This window comes from Mycolicibacterium moriokaense, assembly GCF_010726085.1.
Taxonomy (GTDB): Bacteria; Actinomycetota; Actinomycetes; order Mycobacteriales; family Mycobacteriaceae; genus Mycobacterium; species Mycobacterium moriokaense.
In genome coordinates, this window is record NZ_AP022560.1 from 4,940,612 (window position 1) to 4,964,846 (window position 24,235).

Annotated in this window: 22 protein-coding genes; 8 read left to right on the top strand and 14 right to left on the bottom strand. The window is 63.8% G+C overall.

Annotation, left to right across the window (positions count from 1 at the left end):
* Positions 1 to 7: 7 nt before the first annotated feature.
* On the bottom strand, positions 8 to 874 hold the full coding sequence (locus tag G6N43_RS24265) for an MlaE family ABC transporter permease (protein WP_083149291.1): 867 nt from the start codon (positions 872 to 874) through the stop codon (positions 8 to 10).
* On the bottom strand, positions 871 to 1,689 hold the full coding sequence (locus G6N43_RS24270; RefSeq protein ID WP_407664924.1) for an ABC transporter permease: 819 nt from the start codon (positions 1,687 to 1,689) through the stop codon (positions 871 to 873). Before G6N43_RS24270 ends, G6N43_RS24265 begins: the two co-directional genes overlap by 4 nt.
* A gap of 726 nt (positions 1,690 to 2,415) precedes the next feature.
* Here G6N43_RS24270 and G6N43_RS24275 point away from each other — a divergent pair.
* Both G6N43_RS24275 and G6N43_RS24280 read left to right on the top strand, forming a co-directional pair.
* Positions 2,416 to 3,480 carry an Lrp/AsnC family transcriptional regulator gene (locus tag G6N43_RS24275; protein ID WP_163658181.1) on the top strand — a complete coding sequence of 355 codons (1,065 nt, stop codon included), beginning with the start codon at positions 2,416 to 2,418 and terminating at the stop codon, positions 3,478 to 3,480.
* A 200-nt stretch (positions 3,481 to 3,680) separates the two neighbouring features.
* Positions 3,681 to 4,643, top strand: coding sequence for an Lrp/AsnC family transcriptional regulator (locus G6N43_RS24280; protein WP_163658183.1), 963 nt, complete (start codon positions 3,681 to 3,683; stop codon positions 4,641 to 4,643).
* On the opposite strand, the gene G6N43_RS24285 is transcribed toward G6N43_RS24280, so the two are convergent.
* Together G6N43_RS24285 and G6N43_RS24290 are read right to left on the bottom strand one after the other, a co-directional pair.
* A complete protein-coding gene (locus G6N43_RS24285; RefSeq protein WP_163658185.1) occupies positions 4,644 to 6,254 on the bottom strand; it encodes a phytoene desaturase family protein in 1,611 nt (536 codons plus the stop codon). It lies immediately after the preceding gene.
* 75 nt (positions 6,255 to 6,329) lie between these two features.
* Positions 6,330 to 7,811: a carotenoid oxygenase family protein gene (locus tag G6N43_RS24290; protein WP_083149286.1), complete on the bottom strand. Its 1,482-nt coding sequence runs from the start codon at positions 7,809 to 7,811 to the stop codon at positions 6,330 to 6,332.
* Positions 7,812 to 8,027: 216 nt separating this feature from the next.
* Here G6N43_RS24290 and G6N43_RS24295 point away from each other — a divergent pair, with 216 nt between their 5' ends.
* Positions 8,028 to 9,167 (top strand): acyl-CoA dehydrogenase family protein, encoded by a 1,140-nt coding sequence (locus G6N43_RS24295; RefSeq protein WP_083149285.1) that lies wholly within the window; start codon positions 8,028 to 8,030, stop codon positions 9,165 to 9,167.
* Between the two features lies 1 nt (position 9,168).
* Here G6N43_RS24295 and G6N43_RS24300 read toward each other — a convergent pair whose 3' ends face one another.
* The 3 genes from G6N43_RS24300 to G6N43_RS24310 form a co-directional block, all read right to left on the bottom strand.
* Positions 9,169 to 9,984 carry an SDR family NAD(P)-dependent oxidoreductase gene (locus tag G6N43_RS24300; protein WP_234809984.1) on the bottom strand — a complete coding sequence of 272 codons (816 nt, stop codon included), beginning with the start codon at positions 9,982 to 9,984 and terminating at the stop codon, positions 9,169 to 9,171.
* Between the two features lie 64 nt (positions 9,985 to 10,048).
* Positions 10,049 to 11,620: a flavin-containing monooxygenase gene (locus G6N43_RS24305; RefSeq protein WP_083149283.1), complete on the bottom strand. Its 1,572-nt coding sequence runs from the start codon at positions 11,618 to 11,620 to the stop codon at positions 10,049 to 10,051.
* Positions 11,621 to 11,701: 81 nt separating this feature from the next.
* Positions 11,702 to 12,820: an oxygenase MpaB family protein gene (locus G6N43_RS24310; protein WP_163658187.1), complete on the bottom strand. Its 1,119-nt coding sequence runs from the start codon at positions 12,818 to 12,820 to the stop codon at positions 11,702 to 11,704.
* 186 nt (positions 12,821 to 13,006) lie between these two features.
* Between G6N43_RS24310 and G6N43_RS24315 the strand changes: the two genes are divergently transcribed.
* Positions 13,007 to 13,837, top strand: a complete 831-nt coding sequence (locus tag G6N43_RS24315) for a hypothetical protein (protein WP_083149281.1) — start codon at positions 13,007 to 13,009, stop codon at positions 13,835 to 13,837.
* 154 nt (positions 13,838 to 13,991) lie between these two features.
* Positions 13,992 to 14,921: a hypothetical protein gene (locus G6N43_RS24320; protein WP_083149280.1), complete on the top strand. Its 930-nt coding sequence runs from the start codon at positions 13,992 to 13,994 to the stop codon at positions 14,919 to 14,921.
* Between the two features lie 37 nt (positions 14,922 to 14,958).
* Here G6N43_RS24320 and G6N43_RS24325 read toward each other — a convergent pair whose 3' ends face one another.
* On the bottom strand, positions 14,959 to 16,146 hold the full coding sequence (locus G6N43_RS24325) for an acyl-CoA dehydrogenase family protein (RefSeq protein ID WP_083149279.1): 1,188 nt from the start codon (positions 16,144 to 16,146) through the stop codon (positions 14,959 to 14,961).
* Positions 16,139 to 17,332 (bottom strand): acyl-CoA dehydrogenase family protein, encoded by a 1,194-nt coding sequence (locus tag G6N43_RS24330; RefSeq protein WP_083149278.1) that lies wholly within the window; start codon positions 17,330 to 17,332, stop codon positions 16,139 to 16,141. Before G6N43_RS24330 ends, G6N43_RS24325 begins: the two co-directional genes overlap by 8 nt.
* A 215-nt stretch (positions 17,333 to 17,547) precedes the next feature.
* Here G6N43_RS24330 and G6N43_RS24335 point away from each other — a divergent pair, with 215 nt between their 5' ends.
* Genes G6N43_RS24335 through G6N43_RS24345 form a run of 3 tightly spaced genes read left to right on the top strand, consistent with a single transcriptional unit; the run spans position 17,548 to position 20,332 of the window.
* The gene (locus G6N43_RS24335; protein ID WP_083149477.1) at positions 17,548 to 18,024 is read left to right on the top strand and encodes a hypothetical protein; all 477 of its coding nucleotides are present in this window, start codon (positions 17,548 to 17,550) and stop codon (positions 18,022 to 18,024) included.
* Between the two features lie 41 nt (positions 18,025 to 18,065).
* Positions 18,066 to 19,130: a DUF1214 domain-containing protein gene (locus G6N43_RS24340; protein WP_083149277.1), complete on the top strand. Its 1,065-nt coding sequence runs from the start codon at positions 18,066 to 18,068 to the stop codon at positions 19,128 to 19,130.
* Positions 19,127 to 20,332: a sulfotransferase family protein gene (locus G6N43_RS24345; RefSeq protein WP_083149276.1), complete on the top strand. Its 1,206-nt coding sequence runs from the start codon at positions 19,127 to 19,129 to the stop codon at positions 20,330 to 20,332. The genes G6N43_RS24340 and G6N43_RS24345 overlap by 4 nt, the downstream gene beginning before the upstream one ends.
* A 20-nt stretch (positions 20,333 to 20,352) precedes the next feature.
* On the opposite strand, the gene G6N43_RS24350 is transcribed toward G6N43_RS24345, so the two are convergent.
* The 5 genes from G6N43_RS24350 to ftsE all read right to left on the bottom strand — a co-directional run bounded on the left by G6N43_RS24350 (position 20,353) and on the right by ftsE (position 24,209).
* Positions 20,353 to 21,174, bottom strand: coding sequence for a thioesterase family protein (locus G6N43_RS24350; protein WP_083149275.1), 822 nt, complete (start codon positions 21,172 to 21,174; stop codon positions 20,353 to 20,355).
* 113 nt (positions 21,175 to 21,287) lie between these two features.
* Entirely contained in the window at positions 21,288 to 22,076 is a 789-nt protein-coding gene (locus G6N43_RS24355; protein WP_234809983.1) for an EamA family transporter, read from the bottom strand.
* A gap of 53 nt (positions 22,077 to 22,129) precedes the next feature.
* On the bottom strand, positions 22,130 to 22,621 hold the full coding sequence (gene smpB, locus G6N43_RS24360; RefSeq protein WP_083149273.1) for an SsrA-binding protein SmpB: 492 nt from the start codon (positions 22,619 to 22,621) through the stop codon (positions 22,130 to 22,132).
* A gap of 2 nt (positions 22,622 to 22,623) precedes the next feature.
* Complete coding sequence (gene ftsX, locus G6N43_RS24365) at positions 22,624 to 23,520, bottom strand: permease-like cell division protein FtsX (RefSeq protein WP_083149272.1); 897 nt, start codon at positions 23,518 to 23,520, stop codon at positions 22,624 to 22,626.
* On the bottom strand, positions 23,520 to 24,209 hold the full coding sequence (gene ftsE / locus G6N43_RS24370) for a cell division ATP-binding protein FtsE (protein WP_083149271.1): 690 nt from the start codon (positions 24,207 to 24,209) through the stop codon (positions 23,520 to 23,522). Before ftsE ends, ftsX begins: the two co-directional genes overlap by 1 nt.
* Positions 24,210 to 24,235: the final 26 nt, after the last annotated feature.

Consider the following 24,235-nt stretch of genomic DNA (forward strand, 5'->3'; position numbering starts at 1 on the left):
CGATCACCTAACCCTTGAAGACGAACTCGGGACGGAGTCCCCAAAGGGCAACGGTCAGCAGGAAATCCAGCACCATGATCGCCACGAGGCTTGCACGGACCGCACGCCCGGACGCCTGGCCCACACCGACCGGGCCACCGGACGCGAAATACCCGTAGTAGCAGTGAATGATCGTCACTGCTGCACAGAAGACCGCGGCCTTTAACAGCGAATACGCAAGGTCCGTGGGTGACAGGAACTGGACGAAGTAGTGTTCATATGTTCCGCCCGGCTGGTTGAAGAAGATGCGAATCATCCTGTCGGACACGAAGAAGCTGATGATCAATGTCAGGACGAACCCCGGTACGACGCACAGCATTGCGCCGACGAGCCGGGTACCGACCACGAACGGTATCGGCCGCAGCCCCATTGCCTCGGTCGCGTCGATCTCCTCCGAGATCCGCATGGAGCCGATCTCCGCGGTCATCCGACAACCTGCTTGAGCAGAGAACGCGATACCCGCGACGAGTGGAGCCATTTCCCGAACGTTCGCGAGACCGCCGACGATGCCGGACAGAGCACCAAACCCGATGATGTTCAACGTCGAGAACGCTTCGATCGCGATCGAGGCACCCACCGCCAGACCCAGAATGATCAGGACGCTGATCACACCGCCGTCGACGATCAGCGATCCGCGGCCCCAGGCGAGGTTGTTCATCACCTGAAAGGTCTGTCGGCGGTACCGGCGAAACACCCATGGGAGCAGCCAGAGCGTCTGCCCGATGAACAATGCCCACTGACCTGCGGTCCGGAATGGTTCACGCACGACTCGGATCAACGTTTGCGCGAGATTCCACGACCGCGTCGGTGCTGCAACCCGAGATGCCGTCATCATGCGACCGCCATCGGGAAGAACATCGACTGCAGCTGGGTGATAGCGAGGTTCACAATCACCACACCAACCACATTGAGCGCCACGGAGGAGTTCACCGCGTCGGCGACACCGCGTGGTCCACCCTTGGCTTCAGTGCCCCGAAGCGAGGAAATGATCGCGACGATCGCGGCGAATGTAGCCGCCTTCGCCATGGCGAACCAGACGTCGGTCATCTTGGCGAAGGAACCGAACGACATCCAAAAACTGCCCGACGTCACGCCGCTCACCGTCAACGCCAGAGCGTAGGACGCCGCGACAGCGGAGGCGATGATGATGGTGCACAGAATCGGCGAGATGAGAATCAGGGCGAGAAAGCGCGGCACGACGAGCCTTCGCACAGGGTCGATTCCGAGGACGCGCATCGCGTCGAGTTCTTCGCGTATCTGCCGGGCGCCAAGGTCGGAAGCGATGGCCGAGGCGGCGGCACCGCCCATCAGCAGGCCGGCCGTGATCGGGGCACCCTGCCGAATGACGCCAACTCCGCTAGCCGCGCCGACCAGGGAACTGGCGCCGACCTGGTTGACGAGTCCGGAGGTCTGAACCGAAACCATCGCGCCGAACGGGATGGCCATGAGGATCGCCGGTGTCGCCGTCACCTTCAACAAGAACCACGCCTGCGAGATCGTCTCGCCCCAGGGCAGTCGCAAGGTGAGGCCGTCCACGACGATGTACCGCAGTACCGAAACCGCCATGACGACGCCGCGCCCCGTCGTCGCAGCGCTTTGCACTGGAATAGCTACGATCCGCGCCGCGACTTTGCTGACACCGGCGAGCACCGTTCCGCGCAGCTGCCCACCGGAACGAACGCTAGTGGTCACGATCGCCATCTGAGTGCTGCCGCAATGCTCCACCCTGCCCGGTCGATTGTTGGAAGTTCGGTGATCCGGATACAAGTGAGATGTCTACCACATTATCGCACCCTGTCTAGCCCAAAAACACCGGAAATTTTCGACTCAGGCCTGTTAGTGTTTAGATCGCGTAGCTGGATGCCCCACTTGCTGCGGACTATACGACTATGCCCGGGGTAGCTTCGAGCCACTTGCACTACTCACGCCAAACGGCCTTGACGAGGGAAGTCGAGATGTCTACTCAGCACAGCTGGGTGGCCCTTGGGTCGCAATCCGCACCGGCCAGGATGGACGGCGCGCCGGAAGCCGAACTGTTTCGATCGCAAATTCCTCGTCCGTCGGCGAGTTATCTGAAACCGATTTCGGACGGACCGGCCCGCCATCAACAGGGGCGCGCTCCGTTGGAATCCGCTTCCTTCGCCGGCCCTCCGGACCGCTGTTCTCGCGACGCCCATGCCACCTTCCCGGCGCGCGCACTCGGAAGGTCGCCACAAACCAACAAAATTAGCTATATCCTCGGCACGGGCAATTCCGACGTTGCTGGCTCATGCCACCGCACGCCGAGCCGGGCACCCCTGCCGCGACGAACACCTCTCTCTCGCGCATCACGCAGTTGCCGCACAACTCCTACGTGCTTGTCCGAATGAACCTGCGATGCCAACCGTTGACCGTCAGTCCGAAGGTGTCATTCTTCGTCCACCTGTCACGGGCGCGCTGACGGCCAACGTCGCGTCCTCGGTGAATTTGAATGCCGCGAACCGCGCGGATCCCGACGAAATCGACCGTGCTCTAATCGATTTGCTTCTCCGCGACGTCAAGATGACGAATCGGGAGCTGGCATCGAGCATCGGAGTCAGCGAGTCGGCCGTCAGCACCCGACTGCGCAATCTCACCGCGTCGGGCGCGATCAATTTCACCGCCATAATCGATTGGGAGGAAGCAGGTTTCGAGTGGCTGGTCATCGCGCGAATACGCACACACAACCGATCTCCTCGAGAGGTCGCAGAAGCCGTGAGCAGCCTCGCACAGTGCGTGGTTGCCGCGGTGAGCCTCGGCGACCATAACGTCGTCGCCTACTTGTTGGTCCAGGACCGTGCGGAACTGAAGCGGCTCACCGACGATGACTTGCCTTCGATAGCGGGAATCGCCGACATGAGTTTGGATGTCGCTACCGACACGATCATCACTCCAAACGGACGCCGTGTGTTCGTCGGTCGCGGCGTGCCGATCCTTCGGCTGCCCGCACCACGCGTTCCGCTGGATGACCTGGACGTGGCCATTCTCGAGGCACTGATCGAAGACGGGCGACAATCCAATCGCAGGATCGCTCACGCGCAGCGAGCATCCGAGGGAACGGTTCGCGCGCGGATCAATCGCATGGTGCAAGCCAATCTGGTTCGAGCCGTCGCGATGGTTGATCCCGTTGCCCTCGGGTTCGCCGCCTTCATCGCCACTATCAGCATTCGAGTCGACAGATCCCGGATCCTGGCAATCAGGGATGAACTCGCCGCAATTCCCGAGATTGCGTTCATGGCGGTTTGCGTCGGCGACTCCGATCTGAGCATCGCGGTCACCGCAAACGCGCCAGAAGAACTCGTCGAGGTGATCGCTGAGCGGGTGCAGACCATCGCCGGAGTTCACAGCATAGAAATTCTGCTCTTCGTCGACATAGTTCTCTTCAGTCCCTATATGAAACGTCTTGCAAAGCCCGGACGGTAAGCGACGTAGCCACATCGCCACTCAACAATCCGAAACAACACTTCTCGGCGACATGCGGTTCGCTAAATGCCGATCAGCGGCGCTCTGAGGTGAATTTTGCGTAGAGTAGCCTTGATTAAGGGGCCGTTGCCCCACGTGTCACTCAGAGGGGAAAGACGGTGGCGAAAGCGGTCGGACCGGCGCGCAAGCACCTTGAGGCAGTGAGTTCTGCCGCGAGTTCCGGCCCTGAATTGGACCACCTGGACCGAGCGTTGATCGAGCAGCTTCGCCTGGACGGACGCAAGGGCAACCGTTCCCTCGCAACCGAACTGAACGTCAACGAGGTGACTGTCGCGACGCGATTGCGGCGACTGGAAGAGGCCGGTGCGCTGCGCGTGGTCGCTATCACCGACATGCGGCTGTTTGGTCACCGGGAGTTCGCCTTCGCCATGATCAATGTTTCCGGCCGGTCCGTGTTCTCCGTAGCCGCCGAGGTCGCCGAGTTGTCGGAAGCCATCGGCGTCACGATCTGCACGGGACGCTACGACATCATCGTGGCGATGCTGGGGCGGGACAAGCTTCACCTGGCCGACCTGTTCAACACGACGCTGGCAAAAATCAAGGGCGTGAGCGCCGTACACGGCTGCATTGCGCTCGACGTCTTGAAATACGACTCCAAGTGGTCACTGCTCAACGTCGATCCCGGCACCATGCCTGAAGCACAACCGAGCGACACCGTCGACCAGATGGACCTCGCGATCATCGAACGACTTCAGCTCAATGCGCGACGGAGCAATCGCCAGATCGCCACGGATCTGGGCGTCTCCGAAGGCACGGTCCGTGTTCGTATCAAGCGAATGCTTGCTGACCGAGTCTTTCGCATCCAGGCGGTCTCCGACATCGTCGCATCGGGTATCAGCGCACACGCATTTGTCGGCGCAAAGGTTGCTCCGGGCAAGGTGAGCGATGTCGCCGCCGCGCTCGCCAAGCGTGAGGACGTCGCCCAAATCACCAGGGTTCTCGATGATTTCGATCTCATCGCCGTGTTGATCGCCCCCGACCGGAATGCACTCATTTCCGGCATTCTCGACGAGATTGCGGTTACGCCCGGAGTGCGCAGCATCGAGGTCTTCGATGGAGTCGATACGCTCAAACACACCTACGCGTGGACCTGGATCGTCTGATCAGCTGGCTGAGCTCGCTCTCCGGGCACTGCGTCGGCCAACGCCGAGATCAGCGAGAACGACGGCAGCGCAGTGCTTTCCGGGAAGACCGGATACTCCCCCACCCGGATGGCAGCTAGCAGACCCGAGGTACAACCCATCGACAGCAGTGCGGTAGCCGCCGGCGCCTGCGGCGGGACGGATCGGTCCAATCCGAGTCGGCAGGTTGTCGATGTGATAGATGCAGCCATTCTCCGCGCCCGTGCGAACAGCAAGATCATGGGCGGTCTCGACGAACGCGCCAATCTGCAGACGTTTGAAATCCGGTGCGGCTTCGGCCACTTTCTCCTCTAGTCGACGCTCTGCCTCCCCGCGCCACTTATCCCATCCGCCGACCGGTTCTACCGGAGCCGGGCTGTACAGCTGCACGATGTCTTGGCCCTCGGGAGCCTGGCTTGGATCCACGGCAGAGAGGATGCCGAGACAGAACGTGGTCCGATCGGGCAATTCACCGCGCGCCGACTGTTCACCGGCGGCGACAACTTCTTCGAGGGTCCCCATGTAGATCGCGGGCTTTCGCAGATCCACGCCGTCGCGCCGGTTCGGCTGATGGTTCGGCAGTTCAATGCGGCCCGAGAAGGCGGCGTTGATGGTGAACGTGCCGAGACCTGTCGCATTGGCCGGAGCTTTCCGAAGCCGCTCGGCAATCTCGCGAGGTAGTGCCTCACCCACGAGATCGGGAACGCGGTGCACGGGGCATGCTGCGATGACGGCACGGTCAGCATGGAGTTCGCTGCCATCGGTCAACTCGACGACACCACCACGCTTGTGCATCCGCACCGCCGCGACCTCGCTGGAAAGCCCAACAGCGCCGCCGTGCGCCGTCAGGCATCGCTCCAGGGCGGCCACGAGCCCGCCCATCCCCCCGACGGGCCGAGCTGCGCCCTTGTGGTGGATCATCGCAGGCGCCAACAGCGCAATGGCGCTGCCGTCAACGGAGAGCGGGGCAAGGATCGCTCCGGTGCCCGCGAAAATCCCGCGGACGGCCTCCGACTCAAACAATGCCTCGATTCCGTCCGCAGCGGTTGCGGTCAGCGCCGACGCGAGCAGTGAGCGAACCCGGCGACCTCCCGCAACTGCCCGCAACGCTGCGGCGAGGGTGGCCAAGCTCGGCCTCTTGGGATGTGAGAGGCCGTATGCGTCCTGGATTTTCAGAATCTTGATGGCGGCCTCAGTGAGCTCTGCGTATGTGTCAGCGTCCCGCTTGGAGAATCGCCTGATGTCGTCGACCGTCTTGCCCAGATTTGCTTGGAGAACGATGGATTCGCCGTCGTCACCAAGCCATGCCCACCCGTGAGCGTCCAGATCTCGATGGCCGAACTCCTCGAGTCCGAGTTCGCGACCAACGCCCGCCGCCCGAAAGTAGACGTTCTCCCAGGCTCCTGGACTGAGAATGTGCTCCGGCGCCTCTGGGATGAACGCGCGCGATGCTGCCATTCCGCCCAGCCAGTCACGCTGCTCCAACACGACGACCCGCAGACCTGCTTTGGCCAGATAGCACCCCGCGACCAGACCGTTGTGTCCCCCACCCACAATGACGACGTCGTAGTGGGTCTGGTCGAGGTCGTTCATCATCAACTCCGATTCTCCGTGACTCGCAACGCAACAGCTCTACGAGCGGTCACTCTGTTCAACCTCGGGCCACCGTCAGCGGTCGAAGCTCATGTAGTGACCGTGTGGTGTCCAGCCGATTTGGAAGGGCAATTCGATCCGTGTGATGGGCCCGGCGGTGAAGTCATCAGTGTCGAAAATCTGGAACTCCGAGGTGTTTTCCATGAAATGCGAGATCGGGACGATCAAGTATCCGTCACCCTCGGGCGCCGATGCCGAACGCGGCGCGAACGTCGGCTCCATCAGGGCAACGGACTGCCCCTTACCGTCGACCTGGTAGAGCTCCTCGGCGCCCGTGTGGACGTTGCGCCTGACGACCGCATTCAGCGACCAGAGACTGTCGCCGCAGGCCATGAAACCCCACTCGTAGTTCTTGCCGTAGAAGCGCTCGTCGACCTTCGGGAACTCGACCGCACGATCGTCGAGGCGTTCACTTTGGACCGCACCGGTTTCGAGGTCGACGGTCCATCTGCCCGTGACAGCCGCACCGAACGGCACGAAATCGACACCGAACTCGACTTGGTCCTCGAACGGGAACGGCGGACGGTCGTAGATCGGTCCGTCGAGGATCAGCTTGTTCCCAACGTGATTGGCCGACATCGTGTGCATGATGTATTGGCTGTCGAAATCCGCTGTGACCCACTTGATGGGTCCGTTGATGTCGTCTCGCGGGATGAGGGCCAGCCTGGTCGGCAGGGAAGGATCCCAGCCGAAGACGGAAAGGCCACGCTCGATGCGTGATTGATCGACGATGAACGGTTGGAACGGTAGGACAACGTATTTTTCGGTCAGCCACATGTCATGGGCGTTCTGGGCGTATGGGGCATCGTCGATATCCCGAGTCTGAATGCGGCCGTCGGGGTGTATCCAGTGCAGCGTCACATACGGCTCATAGTCGCGGTACGCCCAGCCGTAGAGGACGCCGCTCTCGGCATCCCACTTCGGGTGAGCTGTGAAAGTGTTGTCCCCGAAGCATGTTGGCGGGGTCATCCCGGGAGACAACCGGTGTGACCACGGCACGATCCCGCGGGTTTTCAGCGTTACCGGGTCGACGGCGACAGGTGGAATTCCTTGTTCACCACTGGCGAGCAACTCGCCGGCGAACGGGAAGATGTTGACGATCGGACTGCCGGACGGTACGCCCGCGGTGTACTCGTTCGGAATCGACGCGCCCAACCCATAGCCCCGCCAATCGGTGAAGACACCGTCTGTCCACTCGAACAGCGACTCATTGTGCTTCTGCTCCAACAGATATTTCGGCGTCTCGATCCACTTGTTGGTGAAGTGCGCCCTGCCTTCGGAGAGCACCAGCCCCTGGACCATGGCGTCCGTCGCAGCCTGCCCGTTGAACCCCTGCTTTGTTGGTCGCTTCCATGTTGGCCCCACCCGGTAGAAGCCACCGTTGAGGTCCGGTGGAATCGCTCCGTCCGTCACCACACAATCCTCGACATACGCCTCGAAACGCATCGGCTTCAGCGGCCCCATCAAGCGGATGTCGTTCGGAATGGCAGTGACCATGTCGACCTTCCTTGGCGCGAGAGGTGATGTGGACAACAATAGGGCCCCAGCCGCAGATAAGTCAATTTTGCGTAGATATTGTCCAGTTCTACTGTGCATAGATTCGCACAGTGCGAATATGGTCGGCATTACACGAAGGTCGATTGGCCGCCAACCAGAGTGAGAGGACCCCGCGTGACACCCGTGCTGAGCACTCCCCGCTCGACGCCTCCATGGATGACCGACGATGTCGTCGCCGTCGCCGAACTCGCGAGAGAGTTCTTCGCGCGACATGTCACTCCAGCCGCCGAGCAGTCCGTCGCGGAGGGCAGGCCCGACCGAGATCTCTATCGGCGGGCCGGCGACATGGGCCTGCTGTGCATGTCGGTGCCCGAACAGTACGGCGGTGGCGGAGGCACGTTCGCCCATGAGGCCGCGTTGCTGACGGAACAGACACTGGCGGGCGATCCCTCACTGCACCTGGGTGTGCATTCGATCATCGTGCCGCACTACATCCTTGCCTACGGCTCTGAAGCACAGAAGCTGCGGTACCTGCCGCGCCTCGCAAGCGGCGAGTGGATCGGGGCCATCGCGATGACCGAACCGGGCGCGGGCTCTGATCTACAGGCCATGGCGGCCCGGGCGCGACCGGTCGACGGGGGCTATGCCATCACAGGTACCAAGTGCTTCATCTCGAACGGACTCAACGCCGATATCGTCATCGTGGCAGCCAAGACCGACCCGGAAGCACGTGGCGCCGGCATCTCCCTATTCATAGTCGATGTCACCGAACGCGCCGCCGGTGTGGCGCCGACCGGTTTCTCCCGCGGTGCACCCTTGAAAAAGATCGGCCAAAAGGGCCAGGACACAGCGGAACTCTACTTCGAGGACTTCCTGGTGCCCGCTGACTCGGTGCTGGGAACGGTCAACGGCGGCTTCTCGCAGCTGAAGACCCAACTCGCCGCCGAACGGGTCATCCTCGGCGTCTCGGCGGTGGCGGCGATGGAACGTGCGGTCGCGCTGACGGCGGAATACGTCAAGCAGCGCAAGGTGTTCGGCGGCACACTGATCGATATGCAGAACACCCGTTTCGAACTGGCGGAGTGCACGACGATCGCGAGGGTGTCGCGCACCTTCATCGATACCTGTATCGAGGCGCTGGTACGCGGCGAACTCGACGCCACCACTGCCGCGATGGCCAAATACTGGCTGTCCGAGCAGCAATGCGCGGTGATCGACAGGTGCCTCCAGTTATTCGGCGGCTACGGCTACAGCTTGGAATATCCCATCGCACAGATGTACGCGGATGCTCGAATTCAGAAGATCTACGCGGGCGCCAACGAGGTCATGAAGGAACTCATCGCCCGCTCCTTGTGAGTCAGTAGATCGAGGGGGGCACTCCGCCGCCATCTATGACCACCCGTTGACCGGTGATGTACTCGCCGCCGGATCCTGCCAGGAAGACGACAAGCTTCGCGATGTCCCCCGGCTTGCAGATCCGGCCGAACGGCGAATGCTGTTCTGTCGCTTCGACGGTGCCGCCCGACGTCGTGGCCTTGATCAGCTTCGCGCCCATGTCCGTGTCGATCACCCCGGGTGAGATGATGTTGACCCGGACACCGTTGTCGCGCTCCTCGCGGGCCAACACTCGGCAGGCCGTCTCCATTGCGGCCTTTGCCATCGCATACGGCGCGGTGTTCGCTGGGCACGAGTCAACGACTGTACTCGAGACCATCACGATGTCCGATCGTTCCTTCTTGCGCATTCCGGGTAACAAGGCGCGGATCAGCGCGAGGGGCCCGAGCGTGTGCACGCCGAGAAGATGGATGAACTCCGACGGATCCGTCTCTGCGACGGAGTTCCCCCGACTTGCCACGCCGGCGTTGCTCACCAAGAGATCAACATCGCCGAATCGGTCGGATACTTGCTCGACCGCGCTCCGCCACGACTCTTCGTCGGCGGCGGACGCGTAGACCGACATCGCCTGCGCTCCAGTTGCTTCGATTCCAGCGACCACCTCGGCCGCGGCTTCCGGTGAGCGTTTGTACGTAACCGCCACCATCGCACCGGCGCCGGCCACCTCACGGGCCACCTCTGCTCCCACCCCGCGCGAGCCGCCAGTGATCAGGGCCACGCGGCCGCGCAGTGGCTGTGACGGCGCCGCTGTCGCCACAGACAGTGCGGAGTCAGACAAGTTCTCAACCACCTTCTCTTGCAATGCCGCTAGTCAGACTGCCTCATGCACCTTCCGGTCGCTGTCATTTCTTGGCTACCTCGGGTTGGGTGAAATTCTCCGCGGGCGCGTTCTTTGGTGCGGTCGCCGGCCGACTGAGCTGCGCGACGTACTCCTCAGGTTTGAAGCGCCGGGTCGCTCGTGCGTACGCGAGGTGCGAAGCGGGCCACATCGCCGTGACCTTGCCCTCGTCGTTGGTGTACCAGCCTGGGCAGTTGTCCGTGAAAACGGTGCGGTCGAGTTTGGCCTCCAGCCAGGCTTGAAACCTCTGATAAGTGAACGGGCTGACCTCGAGCGACGCCAGCTGCTCGCGTTGCTTGTGCTCAACTGCTTGGCGGATATAGGACGCCTGCCTCTCCAGCAGGAACACAATCGTGTTGGTGATGCTGTTGGTATTGGGACCGAACAGCATGAACATATTCGGGAAGTTGGGGACCGTAATGCCCAGGTACGCCGCAGGTCCGCCCGCCCACTGCTCGTGCAGATCGGCGCCACCGCGTCCGCGAATTCTGATGGGCGCAAGAAATTCGCTTGCCTTGAACCCGGTGCACCACACGATGACGTCGGCATCGATGTGCCGACCGTCAGCGGTGATCACGCCACTCTCATCGACAGACTCGACCGCCGAGCCGATGAGGTGCACATGGTCTCGGCCGATCGTCGGATACCAATCGTTGGACAGCAGCAGCCGATTGCAGAGCAGCCGGTAGTCGGGAATCGCGGCGGCCACCTCCGCCGGATCCTTCACGTGCCGCTTCAACCGAAAGATCAAATACCACTGCGAGAGTCGCCGCACCGGCTCGGCCGCTCGTGTTACCAGTGGATAGCGCACCTCGTAGGCAAGGAACAACGTGATGTGGTGCAGTGTGCGCAGCCATCCGAACCGACGCATCAACGCGGTCTGCAGCCGCCCAGGAACTCGCTTGCTCTTCCACATCACCCAGTTCGGCGAACGCTGGACCACGGTGAGGTCCTTGACCCGGTCCGCGATCGCCGGCACGACCTGAATCGCACTGGCGCCGCTGCCGACCACAACGACCTTCTTGTTGGTGAGATCCACATTGTGATTCCACTGCGCCGAGTGGAAGGAATCGCCCCGAAACTTCTCCAACCCGGCCACGTTCGGCATCTTCGGCCGGCTCAACTGGCCAGTCGCCAAGACGAGGATGTCGACCGTCACCGAGTCCCCCGCCGTGGTCGTCACCGTCCATTTGCCGGTGGCGTCGTCGAAATCGGCAGTGGCGACCTCGGAGTTGAAACGAATCAGCGGCTGAATGCCGAACTCGACCGCCACTTCGGACAGGTAGTGCTGGATCTCCGACTGTGAGCCGAATAGCGCCGACCAGTCCGGCTTCAATGCATATGAGAACGAATAGATTGGCGACGGCACGTCGCACGCGGCCCCTGGATAGGTGTTGTCGCGCCAAACCCCGCCGACCGCTGAAGCCCGCTCGAAGATCGTAATGTCCTCGATTCCCGACCTTTTGAGCTCGATCGCCGCTGCGAGGCCCCCGAAACCGCACCCGACGATCGCAACCGATGTCTCGGTCCTCGGGCGCCGACGAGTCACGTTCTGTAGCACATGTTGAACGCCCACGTGGCCTTCTCTCTTTCACTGGTCAGAAAATCACCCGCGAACGGGGAGCGTTCGCGTCGATCGGTTGTACGTGAGTCTGTGTTACGACTTCGAGGCCGACGTGCTTCGCAGAACCGGCATCGCCTGGGGCGGTGGAGGATCGACTTCGAGCGCCTCCTTACCGAGGACGTACTCCGCCGTGGATCCTGGCCAGTTCTTGGACAGATGGTCAACCTTCACCAGGCACCGCGCGGCATCGGGAACCTCGAACTTGGCTCGGCGGGTGCGTCCCCCAGGCGCGCTATCCGCCACCTTGCCGCGACGGTAGATCGGCGCTATGTGCTCGCCGAGGAACTTCTCGAACACCGCCTGACCTTGTTCTCCGGTGAACCATTTCGAGAGTGCCCGCAGGGCCATCTTGGTCGCCAGCTGTGAACCGAGCTTGGGCCGACGGTTGATCGCGACCAGCTCCCGCTCTTCCCAGGACATCGTCAGCAGCGCCATGTCGGCGAACGCTCGGAGCACGAACATCGCGGGCTTGCGCAGAACAGGATGCAGATCGCCGATCACAGTTCCCGCCGGATAGTCACCAGTAGCGAAGGGAGACAGGATCTCCCGTGCCTGCAGGCCGGTGGCGAAGCGGTTTCTCGCGTGTGCGATGAAGTCGACGAGTTCGCCGTATGTCGACGGCAGATGGTCGGGGTTGGTACCCAGAAGTGCGGCAGGCACCTTCTGCTCCATGCAGAACTGATCGCGTTCGACGCTCGTCAACTCACCGTGCAGCAGTTCATAAGTGGCGAGGAAGGAATCCGACAGCATCGCTTGGGTCAATGCCAGTTCGTACTCGGCGTCCGCCCGATATGGGATCTGCGTCAAGGGCTCCACACCCACGATCTGGGCATGTCGTCGACGCACGATGCCACTCACATGCTCGGCGTCCTCGGGGCTTCCGTACGTTGCCGCGTACGTGTACCAGGCGACGTGCTTGAACCGACCGACTGGGTCGTCGTTGAAGCTGTCGTGGTCGACCGCTGCCGCTGCGAAGGCCGGATGCAGTGTCAACAGCATCGCCTCACGCAGAAGACCGATGATGAACACCGTCGGGTCCATCATCACGCGCCAGGTGACGGAGCCGGGTCCGAGCGCGAATTCCGTTGGACCTTCTTCCGGCGGGATCGCAGGACTGCCCGATTCGCCGGTCGATACGGCCGCGATCTTCATATCAAGCCTCTCTGCATTCGGGCGTCGCACCGGCGGAACGTAGCCGGTGTCAGAAGTGCGGTTAGGAGCGGTCTCAAAACGCATATTATTTACCCTTCCGATCTATAGTCAATATTTTGCGTATTTTTTCAAGCTTATGACGCCGCATACATTCGTATGAGCCGCGCGAAGTCAGGAGGGAAGACGATGAACCCCACCGTCCCGGACATGCCGATCCGCGAGGCGCCACAGGGCGCGCTCATCGCCTACACGGTGCTGATGGTGCTGACCACGTTGGCGTTCTTCATGTGGTGGGCCTTGCGTGAACGCAAGCGCGGACCCGCACTCCTGTTGTTCCTCGTCGGGGGTGCAATCTCCGGACTGATGGAGCCATGGTTGGACAACGTCGTATTGGTCGGCTATCCGCCACACCAGGTCACTCCGGTGTTCGTGGCTTTCGAGCGGGCTGTCCCGATATTCGTCCCAATCGGCTACGCGTGGTTCTGTGGAGGCCTGCTCTATGTGCTCTACCGCGCGTTCTCGACGGAGTTCACCGCGCGCAAGATCTGGACCCTCTACGCCATCGTGGCGGTGATCGACTTCATCGCGATCGGCCTCTCCGCCTGGCTTGGCATCCTCGAGATCTTCGGCGACCCGCCGATGAAGGTCGCCGGCTTCGTGGTGTGGTGGGCAGCCATCGACGCCCTACAGATCGTGCTCGGCGCCACGCTAGCGGTGTTCCTGGTACCGGTCCTGCGTGGCGCGCAGCAGTTGTGGCTCCTGCTGATCCCATCCGTAGTCCTCGGCGCCGCAGCGGGAATCGTGGGCTGGCCGATCTCGACCGCTCTCAACTCTGGTTGGCCGATGTGGGCGAAGTACGTCTGCGCGCTCGCCTCCATCGGTATCAGTCTTGCCTGCACGCACTTCGTCGCGAAGTGTGCACCGCCGCTCGTGGAGTACGTCCGGCGCTTGCAGTCGCCTGCGGACCGGGTCTCTCCCGAGACGAGAAGCGCTCGTACCCTCAGTCGCGGATCCTGACAGAATGCGTACTAACTATTGATCTCTGATACGCATATATGCGAGCATCGTGGCAGATTGGTTCTGAATGCACCAGGTCGGGGGCTGTACCGCGAATGTCGCTGCACGACAACGCGGGTCGAACAGCACCCGGGTACGACCGAAGAGGTGACCGTTGACGGAGTTGATGCTCAGCCAGGCACCACCGATGTATCCGGTCCCGCCGGCGGATTTGTCCGCGCCCTTCGGCTGGAGCCTGGCCTTCACCGTCATCTGCGTCATGTTCTGGCTGGTTGCCCTCGCTTGGGTGGTCCGACTGGCGCTGCGCGGCGAAAAACTGGGCCTCGTCTTCCTGCTCGGCGGCTTGTGCATGGGACTCCTCGAGCCCTACTTGGACTATCTCGGCCTGCTCTGGTTCGCCAGCGACAACGTCGCCGTCACAGTCAACCTGTTCCAGCGCCACATTCCGCTCTATGTGGTGCTCGGGTACTCGTTCTTCTTCGGACTGCAGGCGTACGTCATCTACCGCGCGATCGCGCTCGGTAAGGGCGCCAAGTTCTTCCTCTACGCCTACGGCCTGTCCTGGCTCTTCGACGCGGCCCTGCAGATCACGGGCGCCCAACTCGGCCTCTACAAGTACTACGGGCAGCAGCCGTTCCTGTTCTTCGGCGCCCCGGCGTGGTGGTACACCATCGATGCCTCTTTGCAACTGACCGCGGGGCTCGTGTTCTTCCTGCTACGGCACCGCTTGGTCGGTTGGGGCCAATTGATCGTGATCCCAATGCTTCCCGGCATATACGCCGGCCTCAACGGTGCGCTCGGATGGCCGACGTTCACCGCGCTGAACAGCAACTTCGATCCAGAGCTCAACGGCAACGGCTCCACCGCGCTCGTCTACCTCGGAGGTCTGGTGACCATCGTCCTCACCGGGCTGCTGGTGTGGCTCGTCATCGCCGAAATCGGCCGCGCGCAACGCCGTGCAGGCATCGACGTCAACCGCAACGTGTCCCTGCGCGAAGTGCTGTTGGCCAAGATCGGCATCGGTCTCGACGACCCGGCAACAGTCGGTTCCAACGACTTCCTCAGTCAACCGATACGTCGCTGATAGCGGGACTGCGTCGCCCGCAAAACAGCACGCGTGTCTAGACGGCGGTGCCGTCGGCCACCCACGGCACCTTGTCGGCCGTGGCGCCGTCGAGGACCATCGCGGCGACCCGTTCCCGATGCTGCTCGGCGCTCCCCAGCAACACCGCGTTGGTGGCGGCGCGCTTGAAGTAGAGATGCGCCTGGTGCTCCCAGGTGAACCCGATCCCGCCGTGCACCTGAACGGCGTCGGCGGCGACATGACTACCGGCGGCGGAGCAGACGGCTTGCGCGATGCTCGTCGCCAACGCCGGATCGTCGGATCCGTCGGTGAGCGCCCAGATCGCGTGGTACGCCGTCGATCTCGCGTGCTCGACGTCCACAAGCAGATTGGCGAGCCGGTGTTTGACCGCCTGAAACGATCCGATCGGCCTGCCGAACTGCAGCCGTGACTTCGCGTACTCCACTGACAGGTCGAGCAGATGCTGCGCGGCGCCGACCTGCTCGACCGCCAGCAGCGCCGCACCGACCTGCAGCGCATGGTCGAGGACCCGCGCGGCCTCGTCGGGTCCGGCGATCAGCGTCGCCGGCGCTTTCGAGAAGGTGACGTTCACCTCGGAGCGGGTCAGGTCGAGCGTCGCCAGCGGCGCGCGCTCGACCCCGTCGGCCGAAGCGTCGACCGCGTAGAGCGCCACCCCGCCTGCTCCGCGTGCGGCGACCAACAGCACATCGGCGATACCGCCGTCGACAACCTGGCTCACCGTGCCCGAGATCGCGTCGCCATCGGCGGTCACCGAGACCGCTGACGGGTCGAATACGCCCGCCCGATCCACCACCGCGAAAGCCGCGGTGCGCCTGCCCTCGATGAGATCACCGAGCAGTTCATCTCGCGTCGACCCGGATGAGGCCGCGACCAACGCCGGGATCGCAAGGTAGACAGTGCCGAACAACGGACCGCACGCCAATCGCGCGCCGAGTTCCTCGATGGCCACCGCCTGATCGACCAACGTGCCGCCGACTCCCCCGTCGGCCTCCGGCACGGACAGCCCGAGAACACCGAGCTCGCCGCCGAGCCGCGCCCACACCTTCGCGTCGAACGGCGGGTCGGACTCCATGAGTGCGCGGATCTTCTCCTCGGCGAAGTGCTCGGCGCTGAACTTGCGCACCGCATCGCGCAGTTGCGCCTGCTCGTCGGTAAACCTGTACTCCGCCTGGAACACGGTCTGTTCCGCAAGCTTGTCAGCCACGGGGAATCTCCTTCCACGGCATGCCCGAATCGGCACGCAGGTCGCCGGGCAGTCCGAGAATGCGCTCGCCGAGAATGTTGCGCATCACCTCCGAGGTGCCGCCTTCGATGGTGTTGGCGCGGCTGCGTAGGAACCGCTGCTGGATCGGCCCCTGCCAGTCCTTCTCGCCGGTGGCCGCGCCCTGGCTGTAGCCGCGATACAGAAGTCCTTCTGGCCCAAGGAAATCCATGCACCACTCGTAGATGTGCTGATTGAGCTCGGCCCCGACCAGCTTGCCGATCGACCCCTCCGGCCCCGGACCGCCGACCGTCGCGGCCGCGCGCGAACGTTCCGAGGTCAACCGCTGCGCCTCCGAGCGCAGCCACAACTGGGTGAGCCGGTCGCGCAGCACCGGAGTGTGGCGCTCGTGGCGCGACGCCCACAGTGCGGTGGCGTCGGCGATGGTGCCCGCACCGCGCCGGCTGCCGCTACCGCCGAGGGCCGTGCGTTCGTTCATCAGCGTCGTCATCGCGACGTTCCAGCCGTTGCCCACCTCGCCGAGGCGGTGCTTATCCGGGATGCGCGCGTCGGAGAAGTACACCTCGTTGAATTCGGCCTGCCCGGTCATCTGCCGCAGCGGCCGCGTTTCCACCCCAGGGCCGTGCATGTCGATGACGAAGTAGGTCAACCCCTTGTGCTTGGGAACGTCCGGATCGGTGCGCGCCAGCAGCAGACCCCAGCGGGCCCGGTGGGCCAGGCTCGTCCACACCTTCTGACCGTTGATCACCCAGTCGTCACCGTCGCGCACCGCGGAGGTGGCGAGCCCGGCCAGATCGGATCCGGCGCCCGGCTCGGAGAACAGCTGACACCACAGGTCCTCGGTGGTGGCCAGCGGCCGCAGCCATTGCCGCTTCACCTCGTCGGTCTGCGCGTGCTCACGGATCGTCGGCGCGGCCATGCCGTAGCCCATCGGGTTGAGTCCGAGCGGCACCGGCCCGCCCGCACCCTGCAGGATTCGGTCGGCGACGGCCTGCAGGCCCCGCGACACCCCGAGCCCGCCGAGGCCTTCGGGGAAGTGCACCCAGGACAGGCCCGCGTCGTAGCACGCACCCAGGTATTCGGGGATGGGCACGTTCTTCGGGTCGTGGTCGGCGACCACGGCCCGCGCCAGCTCCGCGACCCGTTCGGCATCAGCGTCGTTGCTCATAACCAGTCACGATAGAAACTCGACACCCGTCGACTGTCACCGGGGACCGTATTGGGGCTGCTAGTCGGGTTTCGGGCGCAATTCCGGCCAAACTTCCCGTTTCACGATTGTTATTCAGGTTTGTCTCAGTTGTCACACGGGTAACTCAGGTAACAAGGGAGTGCGTGGCTCGCCACACTCCAGGAAAAGAAGAAAGAGTGGAATGGAATATTCGGATGCATACCGTTCTGTACTGCAGCCCAAAGGGCGTCGTTTATAAAACCCGGGCCTATAGCAAGGCCGATATCGATCAGCTCGTAGCAACGCATGGTCTGCGGTGCTTGACCAGCGCAGACCGCCAGTACGACTTCTGGTTCGCCGCATCGCCGCCCAAGTGCCAGCGCCGGGCCAACACCATTGCCACCGAACTACTGATGGCGACAACGACATTCACCGCACGGACCGTGCCGCTGCTGCGCGGCTGCGTCGTCATCGCCACCCATGATTCTGACGGTGACCTCGACGGGCTCAGCTGGCAGCAGCTCGACGAGCTCGCCGCGAAGAACCGCGCAATCACCAGCCGGCAGGCCCGCATCCTCGCCCGCAGGGTCGCCAGGGATGCCCGCCGGCGGCGACCCCGCCCCGCGCGTCGTTCCGCCCCACCCGTCGCTGCCCAGGCGCAACAGCCGATGGATGCCGCCGGTAGTCGCTAGCAAGCGTTGACACGTCGCGGGGTGTCGGCAACACTCCGGTCGTGACCGAATCGGGGTGGGCGAATCTGGTCGCCGGGCTCGACGCCGCAGGAAAGCACCTCGACGAAGCCACCCGGGATCTCGATCCCGCCGAGCGCGCCGATGGTCAGCGCGCACTGCTCCGCGCGGTCAACAACCTGCTCAGTCGATTCGAAACCTCAAGCGACGTACCGGAACTCACGCCGTTCAACGGCTGGCGGCAGAAGTTCTTCATAGACAACCCCGACTACCGGTACTGGATCACCGACATCGGCGACGGGACCGGTTACCGCATCACCGGCAACGTCGGATCGTCGGTGTACCAATCGATCACGGTGTACGCCGGGCGCAGTGTCGCCGATGCCTCGGCGGTGGCCCGGGTGGATTCCGACGATCTGGCGGTCGACGCCGACGGCAACTTCACCGTCACCCTGTGTCGCGGGTCCGGCAACTCGCCGTCGGAGGTGGAGATCCCGGCCGAGGCGTCGTCGGTCTGGGTGCGCTACGTCCACGACGAACAGGCACCGGTCGACCCGGGGACGTGCCGGATCGAACGACTCGATGCGCCCGGCCCGGCCACCGCACCCGACGACGCCAAGTTCGCCCGCGATCTGTCGCGCCTCGGGGCGTTCATATCAAAGGTTCCGCGCGCCTTCGAGGTGTCGGCGGCCGAAGACCTGGCGCAGACCAACTCCGTGCGGCACTGGTCGGCGATGACCGGTGGAGCAGCGTTCACCGAACCCGGTATCCACTACCTGCGGGGGTCGTGGTCATTGAGACCCGACGAAAGCCTCGTCCTCGACGGTCCGCTGGTGGCGTGCCGCCACTGGAACATCGTGCTGTACAGCCGATTTCTGAACTCCCTCGACTATCGGCGCCGCACGGTGTCCCGGACCGCGGCGAACGCCACTATCGAAGACGGGCGATATCGCTTCGCGCTCGCCGGCCGCGATCCTGGCCTTGAGGGCTACGACTGGCTGGACACCGAGGGCCGCGCTTTCGGGATCTTCGTGATGCGTTTCCTGCAGCCCGCTTCCGAACCAACCCTTCCCGATGTGCGCGTCGTGCGCATGGGCGAGCGGCCATGACGTGGCGGCCGTCCGCGCGCACCGCCGCCGCTCTCGCGATCTACGAGGCCGCCGAGCAGGACCGCACGAGCCGACCGGAGCGCTACCTCCTCGAACCGGGCGCGATAGTTGATCGCTTGGCGGCCCGCGGTATTGACGAGCGCCGGTTCGCGAAGGGTTGGCGTGCCGGACTGGAGATGTTCCTGCAGTCGGCGAAGGAGGAGGGCCGCCTCAACGCGGTGGGCGCACGGACGGCGGTGCAGTCGGCGCTCGGCCGGTTGACCGCCGGGGCGAAGATCGCGCAATGGCGCGAGGAGAATCCCGCAAGGGCCGACGCGCCGCTGGCACCGCCGATCGTCATCGTGGGTGGGTGGCGCACCGGCACGACGTTCCTGTTCCGTCTGCTGGGCAGCGATCCGCGACTGCATGCACAGCTCCCCGCCGAACTCGCCGCGCCGTGGTTGTTCGCGGATTCGGCGCCGCACGCCGGACCCGAATTGTCCGCGGCCGGAAGCCAAATGCTGCACACCCTCAATCCCGATATGGCGTTCGTCCATCCGTCCGGTCCGACACTGCCGGAGGAATGCGTTCTCGGTATGGGCACCGACATGCGTAACTGGGGCTTCACGTCGTTCATGCGACTGCCGTCGTACGCCACATGGCTGGCCGACCAGGACTTCGGTGATTCGTATGCACGGTATCGCGAAGCGCTGCAGTTGCTGGCGTCCAACGACGACCGCCGGTTCGTGCTGAAGGCGCCGGCCCACACGCCCGAGCTCCGGCATATCGCACGAGAGTTTCCCGGTGCCATCGTGATTCAGATTCACCGCGATATCGTGACGACCATCGCCTCGGGCGCCAGCCTGTTCGCGGTGTACCAGTCGACGTACAGCGACAACGTGGATGCCGTCGACGTCGGTCGCAGGCAAGCCGACCAGACCGAGCTGTGGTTCCGTCGGGCGGCGGAGTTCCGCGGGTCAGCGGAACGGAACGCGGTCACGCTCATCGACGTCGACTACCGGGAACTGGTCGATGACACCCCGCGCGTGCTCGAGAAGATCTACTCGGCCGTCGATATGCCGGTTCCGGCGCTGGAAGAGTTCATCGCCGATTACCACGCGGCGCACCCGCGCGACGCTCACGGGACCCACCGTTACCAGCCGGAAGACTTCGGAATCGACGTCGGCGAACTGCGCGAACGCTTCGCCTTCCTGGGCCGCTGACAGTCTTCGCCCTGACCCGCCTACTTAGAGGGCGGCCGAAACCCTCCCTGGGCCACCGAGACAGAGATACCGCTGCCGATCTCCCCGTCCTCGTCGAAAAGTATCGCCGATCCGGTCGCGATGCCGTCCTGGGTGGAATGACTCTGCGATGCCAGGCCGATCAGCGTCCCCTTCGGCAACCGGCTCAGCGTGAGAGTGTAGTCGGCGTTGATGAACTTCAAGCCCTCCGAGCTCCAATTGACCAGTGAGGCAATCACATCGGCCGCCATCGCCGCGCGGGTGAACGGCGTCAGCGGTTCACCGTCGATGAGCGGGATGGACAACCTCAACCACGTGTACTTCGCGCCGCCGTCGCCGGCCCAGGTTTCGTCCGGGTCTTGTATGGACGCACCCCAGCCGTAGGTGCTGACGAACAACGGGTTGGCGTTCGGCTTCACATCCGTTGGGATCGGGGGCATTTCGACGTTCGGCGACCAGATGTCTCCCGGAGGTTGTTCGCCCCGGCGGAGAAAGAGTCCACTCGCCTGGGCGACGACCTTGCCCTCCTGGTGAATGACGGCCTCGACCAGTCGCAATCGCTTACCGCTGCGAATCTCGCGGGTCTGCACCTCAATCGGCTCGATGGCACATGGCCTCGGTAGGTCGACGGTCAGCCGCGCGGGAAGGAAGTCCGGGTCGTTGACGAATCGTTCGACGGTCCAGCCCAACAGGCCGCCGACGACGTGCCCGCTGAGCGACGGACCCCATCCGCCCCTGGCGATGGAACGCGGGTGGAAGCTCTCACCCCGACGGTCGAAATAGGCGGTGCCCGGTTTCTCCGGCGCGATCGTCGACTCAGCCAACGGGGATGCTCCTACGATTCGATGACCTAACTAAGGGCCATCAGTATCACCTAGCCCGGTTTGGGAGGCGCACTCAGTGCCGGACGACGGGGGTCGCGGCGGGAAACCGGGGACTAACCGGCGGCGATCATCGCGACCGCGGCGAGCGCCGACACCATCCCGACCGCTTGCCAGCGCGTCACCCGCTCGCGAAGCACCACGATCGCAAGCAGCACCGTCGCCGCGGGGTACAGCGCGATCAGCACGCCGGCCAGCGACAGCATTCCGGACTGCAACGCAAGCAGGGTCGCGACGTTGGCCACGGCGTCGAGCACCGCGGCGGTCAGCGCCAGGCGCAGCGGCACACCGCGTTCCAGCGTCAGGTTCGCGGTGAAAACTGCCGCCAGCATCACGATCGCGGACGCCGCGAGCCTGCCGAACACCAACGGCCACAGCTTGGCCTCGACGGGTACCTGGTCCAGGAGCACGAAGTTCATCCCGAACGCGACGCCGGACCCGACCGTCAGCCATGCGACCTTCGCGGTGAACGTGTGCGGCCTGACGTCCTCGTCGGTGGCCTCCCGGCTGACGAGTACCACCGCAACCAACGCCACCACGACGCCGACACCGGCGATGAGTCCCGGCCGCTCCCCCAGCCACAGGCCGACCCCGACCGGTATCCCGGCGACGAGGATCGCCGTCAGCGGTGACACCACGGAGATCGGCCCGGCGCCCAGCGCCGCGTAGAACCACCAGACGCCGAACGCCTGCGCGACCCCGGAAGCCAACCCCCACACCACCGCGGGAGTCGAGATCTGGCCGCCGACAGGCACCGCGACCACCGTCAGCAGGAGGAGTGCCACCGGGTAGGAGATGACCACCACGCGCAGCGCGGCGACCCGGCGCGAGGCGATGCCTCCCACGAAATCGCTTATGCCGTAACCCAGCGCCGCGATCAGCGCTGTGGCGAACGCGATCAGGTCATGCCCTTGGCGCGGCGGCCCAGCTCGCGGCTGATCTCGCGCTGCGCATCACGCTTGGCCAGGTCCTGGCGCTTATCGCGGGCTTCCTTACCGCGCGCCAACGCCAACTCGACCTTGACCTTGCCGTCTGAGAAGTAGAGCGAGAGCGGGACGAGGGTGAGATTGCCGTCGCGGATCCGCCCGATCAGGTTGTCGATCTGCTTGCGGTGCAACAGAAGTTTGCGGTTCCGTCGCGGCGCGTGATTCGTCCACGTGCCGTGGTGATACTCCGGGATATGCAGGTTGCGTAGCCACACCTCGCCGTCGTCGACGGTGGCGAACGCGTCGACCAGCGAGGCCTGCCCGTCGCGCAGACTCTTCACCTCGGTGCCCACCAGCTGCACGCCGGCCTCGAACGTCTCGAGAATCGAATAGTTGTGCCGCGCTTTTCGATTCGTCGCAATGACCTTGTTGTTGGACTTTTCGGCGTCGGCTTTTTTGGCCATGGCTATCTTCGGACGTAGAGCCGCAGGGTGATATATGCCGTGATACCAGACATCGCCAAGCCGAGGAACAACATCCACGGCGCGCTGAAGTACAGCACGTCGGCGTAGTCCACCTTGGCGATCAGATTGGCCCGATAGAACTGGTCCAGCGCGCTTTCCAGGAACAACGCCCGCACCAGGATGAGCCCGACGATCGCGATGACCACGCCGACGAACGCCGCCAGCATCGCCTCCACGAGGAACGGGAGCTGGGTGTACCAGCGGCTGGCCCCGACCAGTCGCATGATGCCGATCTCGGTGCGGCGGGTGTAGGCGGCCACCTGAACCATGTTGGCGATCAGCAGAATTGCGCCGATCGCCTGCACGAAGGCGACAGCGAACGCGGCGTTTCGGACACCGTCAAGGACGGCGAAGAGCCGGTCGATCAACACCTTCTGGTTGAGGACCTGCTGCACACCCGGCTGGCCGGCCATCGCCTCGTCGAACTTCTGATGTTGTTCGGGATCGTCGAGCTTGACGATGAAGGACGACGGGAACGCGTCCTGACCCGCGAACTCCTTGAACTCCGGGAACTTCTTCACCGCGTCGGCGTAGGCCTCTTCGCGGTTCAGGAACCGGACCGAGCGCACGTCGTCACGGTCCTCGATCTGCTGCCGCAACGCCTTACACGGATCGGCGTCACAGGTGGGGTCGTTGGCGGAGACGTCGTTGGTCAGAAAGACCTGGCTCTCCACGCGGTCCAGGTAGATGTCGCGCGACTGGTCGGCCAGCCGCACCACCAGCAGGCCGCCGCCGAACAGGCCGATCGAGATCGCAGTGGTCAGGATCATCGCGATCGTCATCGTCACATTGCGACGGAACCCGGTCAGGACCTCATTGATGAGGAATCCGAAGCGCACTAGCGGTCCATTCCGTAGACGCCGCGCTGCTCATCGCGAACAAGCCTGCCCAGTTCCAACTCAACGACGCGCTGGCGCATCGAGTCGACGATGTGGTGGTCGTGCGTGGCCATCACCACCGTCGTTCCGGTGCGGTTGATGCGTTCGAGTAGATCCATGATGTCCTTGCTGGTCTCGGGGTCCAGGTTGCCGGTGGGCTCGTCGGCCAGCAGCACCAGTGGGCGGTTGACGAACGCACGGGCGATGGCGACGCGCTGCTGTTCGCCACCGGAGAGCTCGTTGGGCAGCCGGTTGGCCTTGCCCGACAGGCCGACCATCTCCAGCACGTCGGGCACCACGCGGTTGATCACCTCGGAGCGCTTGCCGATGACCTCCAGCGCGAAGGCGACGTTCTCGAAGACCGTCTTCTGCTGCAGCAGCCGGAAGTCCTGGAACACGCAGCCCAGAACCTGCCTCAGATCGGGGATGTGGCGGCCCGGCAATTTGTTGACGTGGAACTTCGACACCCGGATGTCGCCGGACGTCGGGGTCTCCTCGGCGAGCAGCAGCCGCATGAACGTGGACTTGCCCGAACCCGACGGTCCGATGAGGAAGACGAACTCACCCTTGTCGATCTTGACCGACACGTTGTCGAGCGCGGGTCGCGCCGACGACTTGTACATCTTCGAGACGTTGTCAAGGGTGATCATCACGGGTCGCCAGTGTAGCGGGGGAA